The organism is Ferroglobus sp. (genome assembly GCF_015521575.1).
Lineage (GTDB): Archaea > Halobacteriota > Archaeoglobi > Archaeoglobales > Archaeoglobaceae > Ferroglobus.
On record NZ_WANY01000265.1, the window covers coordinates 1 to 4,180 of the forward strand.

Consider the following 4,180-nt stretch of genomic DNA (forward strand, 5'->3'; position numbering starts at 1 on the left):
CCTCAGCACAGTATGGTATTCTCCTTTTTCATCAGTTTCGCCCTTATCGATGAGAGGATCATACAAGTTTTTCAATGCAAATATTTCCACATCCGCGTTTTTGGCAGGTTTATCGTCCCATTTGCTTGATGTAGGATCTATTATTGCAACAATCGTGATGTTCACAGCCTTAAAACCGTGTTCAGTAAGAATAGAAATTCCAGTTTCATCCTCTTTCAGATTGTATAAAGATTGTATAAATTCTCGTAAACATTTCTTTTGTTCTCTTTCAGATATTCAGCGTATGATTCAGCCTTTACGGGATGATTAGGAGTTGTGAATATACCATCAAAAACCCACCAGCTTCCGTTCCAGTAAACTTCTGGAAAAGCGTGGTCAAAACCTTCCATGCTAACTACTCTTGTTTTTAGCCCTGTGACATCCCGTAAAAGAGTTTTAATAGCAATCGCAAACTCACCGCAATTTCCTTTTTTCTGCAGCACAATCAATTTCCCGTACCCATCAAACCATTCAAGGTATGTCAGAAACAGAGGTGTAAATCCAAGATAAAATCCAGAATTGCTGAATAAAACTCTATTAGGCAAACTCTCATTTCTCCCGTAGGTTCCATCAAATTCATTTTTGTATTTTGCAACAACTGCCCAAGAAGAACTTAATCCATCTGTTGGATTTTCCTTTAAAAACTGGGAGTACTCGCTTACAACACTATGATACTCTGATTCTATGACAATGATAGTTAGAACCTGCGTGAATAACCAGAAAAGGATTAGCATGACTGTTGCTATTCTTAATATTATCTCCAAGCTTTTGTCGGATTTCAAAATCTTGTACACGAATATTAGAAGAGAAAGAATTACAGATATTAACAATGGATAGACTGTCAAAACCCCAGTCAACGGTAGAGCTACAGAAAGTATCGGAACTTCCACAAACACGATAAACACTGCGATCAACAGGATCGTCAGCATAACTTTACCAATTCTAACATTCATGTAGGATATTCAATAAGCAAAAAGATATTAACTTTCACTACAGTTAAATCGACATGGAGCTAAACGAGAAAATCTCGAAAATCATCAAAGTTATCAAATCTCATCCGAATGTTATCGCAATCTACCTTTTCGGTTCTCACGCTAAAGGAGAAGCAACTCCGCTATCAGACATCGACATTGCAGTAATCCTTGAAAACCCAACTCCAGAGAGTGAAGCGGACATCGGAAGCTTATCCTCCCCAGAAATCGATGTCGTCCTTTTCCACCGCCTACCTTTGCACATAAAATACGAGGTCTTCAAATACGGAAAGGAGATATTCGTTCGAGACGAGGAAAAGCTCTTGGAAATTAAGCTAAAAGTTATGAGAGAATACCTCGACACAGTTCGTATGTATAAGATGATATCATCAGAGGTGCTCGGATGAGGCTTGTTGAACACATCTTAAGATTCGAAAGACATCTTGAAGGTGCTAAAAAGCTCAAGTCGAAGGATGTAAGAGACTATTTTGTATACAACACGCTCGCAATGGAATGTTTTCAAGCCGTCAACACACTTATAGACATAGCTCAATACATAGTCATGAAGAAAAGACTTGGCTTCCCCTCAACATATCGAGAACTTTTCGAAATTCTTGAAGAAGCTGGCTACATAAGCGGGGAGGAGCTAAAAACTTTTAAACGCCTTGTATTCCTAAGAAATCTTATAGCTCACGAATATTACAGAATTTCGGAAAATGAACTGCTTGAAATGGTAAATCTCCTTGAAAAATGCTCCGATTTTGTTAACAGAGTAAAGGTGGAGGTTGGTAAGCTATGAACGCAATTCGAATTCCAAACGTTTTCCAAGCTTTGGCTACGAGTCCCCTTTTTCAGACGACTACTTCGGTGTTGTTATGCTGTCTTTAACAGATGCTCCCCATAATACTACGATACTGTCTCTTACTCCTACTTTTGGCACTGTAGCTTTACTGCCAAGGACGGGACGGAAGCGGAGCTTTTAAAAGTAATCTATTACGAGCTGAAAATAGTGAGATAAAATTCATTAAGGCAGGATAAATTCAGGAAAGAGAAATTTGCTAAAGCTTTTACTTCCACACTTCTGGATGTAAAAACCTCGCCATGATTTCCACAGCCTCTGCAAGTCTGTAGGAAGGGCGGGAGATTATGTCCGAGTCTATGACATAAACTCTTCCGTTCTTTACAGCCTCTACACCTTTCAGTCTTTCGTCGCTGATTACCCATTCGTAAATGATGTTTCTTCCCCCGCCCATTCCGCTTCCACTGTTCACGACTATCACTTCAGGATTTGCGGCGATGAGGTCTTCTACGCTCACAACTTTCCAGCCGGTAAAGTTGAACACGTTAATTCCGCCGGCAAATTCTATCACGTCGTCAGCGAAAGTTCCCTTCCCAGAAACCCATATCGGATCGTGCCAGATTAAATGGGCGACCCTCACCTTCTTTTCGTTTTTAACTTTTTCCTTAACTTTCTTAATTCTCTCACCCATCTCTTTTACGAGCTCCTTTGCTTCGTTCTCTTTTCCAGTGGCAACTCCGATTAAGTAAATACTCCTCATAACGTCTTCAATCGATCTGGGATCGAAGGCTATAACGTAAACTCCAAGGTTCCTCAGAGTTTCAATCGTTTCGAGTCCGTTTCCATAGCTCGCTACCACGAGATCCGGATTTAGCGCAAGTACTCTTTCGATGTTCACAGTGGAATACCCTCCAACGCTGGCGAGTTCTCCCTTTTCTTTCTTCTCCAGTACTTCCGGAGGATAGTTGCAGTAGTCCGTAACTCCGACAACCTTATCTCCGGCTCCTATTGCAAAGAGGATTTCGGTGTTGCTTGGAGCGAGAGAAACAATTCTCTCCGGATTTACGTTTTTAATTGGGTAACCAGTGTCATCGACGAGAGAAGCGTTGAAGATTTCAGAGAGATTAAAGTGTTCTTCAACTTCGACCCGCTTTTTCTCCTCGCACAGGGAGATTAGAGGAAGAGAGATCAAAATTAAAAAAATGAAGAGCCTTGTTTTCATTTTCTCACGACTCTCGCTGCAAGCACGAGCAAAGTCAGTATGGCTGTGAATCCCGGAATTACTCTCTTTTCTTCAGTTGGCTTCGGAGTTGGAGTCTCTTTGATTTCTGGAGTTGGAGTCTGGGTTGGTGTTACTTCCACTATCTCCTCCGAGGTTTTTTCAGGTTTTTGAGTTTCTACAATTTCCGGAGTTGGCGTTGGTGTGGGCACTTCTTTTTCCTCCATAACCTTTATCGGATGCGCTTTTCCAAGCAAAGCCATTATGGCGCTGACGGTCATGTAGCCAGGATTTGATGTTTGATGGGCGGTGTATTTAAAGTACCCTTCCTCTGTCTGCAAGCTCAACAAATGTTCGACGACGCTGATGTTGTTCTTCCTCCACTCCACTGGATTTATCCCAGCCGCAACCAATGCTTGAATCGTCCAAGAGTCGCTGGCTGCGTTGCTCGCTGAATTTCCGAAGTATCTCATCCCTCCATCTTCGTTTTGCCCCTGCTTAAGGTAATTTAACGCTTTCTGAATAACTTCGGAATCTTTTGCCTCGCCGGCAGCTATTAAAGCCTGAATTGCAGCGGCTGTGTCATCAAAATCGCTCTTCTCACCAACAGCCCACGCAAAGCCACCATCTTCGTTTTGTTGCTCTTTTAACCACTCAACAGACTTGTTTACGTCCTCTCCAACGGAGACGAGGGCTATGATTCCCCAGATTGTTGTGTAAATGAAGTCTCCAATTTGCCCGTTCTCCTTCACTCTGCCCTTTAACAACTTCACGAGGTCAACCCCGACAAAATTCCTCGGATTCTCGCCAGCTGCTACTAAAGCCAGAATTGTTCTCGCGTAATCGGCTGTACCCATTTTCGGGAGCTCTTTTTTCAGATTTTCTCTAAGGTAATCTACCGGACTTTTTCCGTTCTTCTTCCACTCATCCGGATTTTCTCCGGCTGCTACCAAAGCCATTATAGCCCAAGAGGTTTTAGCCACACTGCTCTCCTCTCCCGGATTGGCAAAACCTCCGTCATCATTCTGGATACTTTTTAACCATTTCAACGCTTTAACTATCCGTTCATCCTCCGGTTTTAACGGGAAGTTGTTCCATTTTATGATAATTGCAAATAGGCTGAAGTTCGTTATTTTTGAGGAGAAGAAGTAG

General features: G+C 42.1%; 5 protein-coding genes. 2 read left to right on the top strand and 3 right to left on the bottom strand.

The features are described 5' to 3' along the window. Nucleotides 1-215: 215 nt before the first annotated feature. Nucleotides 216-992, bottom strand: coding sequence for a transglutaminase domain-containing protein (locus tag F7C14_RS10670; protein ID WP_290902753.1), 777 nt, complete (start codon nucleotides 990-992; stop codon nucleotides 216-218). 53 nt (nucleotides 993-1,045) lie between these two features. On the opposite strand from F7C14_RS10670, the gene F7C14_RS10675 reads away from it, so the two are divergent. Together F7C14_RS10675 and F7C14_RS10680 are read left to right on the top strand one after the other, a co-directional pair. Further along, nucleotides 1,046-1,417: a nucleotidyltransferase domain-containing protein gene (locus tag F7C14_RS10675; RefSeq protein ID WP_290902755.1), complete on the top strand. Its 372-nt coding sequence runs from the start codon at nucleotides 1,046-1,048 to the stop codon at nucleotides 1,415-1,417. Further along, nucleotides 1,414-1,809 (top strand): HepT-like ribonuclease domain-containing protein, encoded by a 396-nt coding sequence (locus tag F7C14_RS10680; RefSeq protein ID WP_290902757.1) that lies wholly within the window; start codon nucleotides 1,414-1,416, stop codon nucleotides 1,807-1,809. The genes F7C14_RS10675 and F7C14_RS10680 overlap by 4 nt, the downstream gene beginning before the upstream one ends. Before the next feature lie 268 nt (nucleotides 1,810-2,077). Here the strand turns inward: F7C14_RS10680 and F7C14_RS10685 are convergent, their stop codons facing one another. Both F7C14_RS10685 and F7C14_RS10690 read right to left on the bottom strand, forming a co-directional pair. Then, nucleotides 2,078-3,031, bottom strand: coding sequence for an ABC transporter substrate-binding protein (locus F7C14_RS10685; protein WP_290902759.1), 954 nt, complete (start codon nucleotides 3,029-3,031; stop codon nucleotides 2,078-2,080). Beyond that, nucleotides 3,028-4,180: prenyltransferase/squalene oxidase repeat-containing protein (locus F7C14_RS10690; RefSeq protein WP_290902761.1), on the bottom strand; the 1,153-nt coding region annotated here is incomplete at its 5' end. The genes F7C14_RS10690 and F7C14_RS10685, both read right to left, overlap by 4 nt.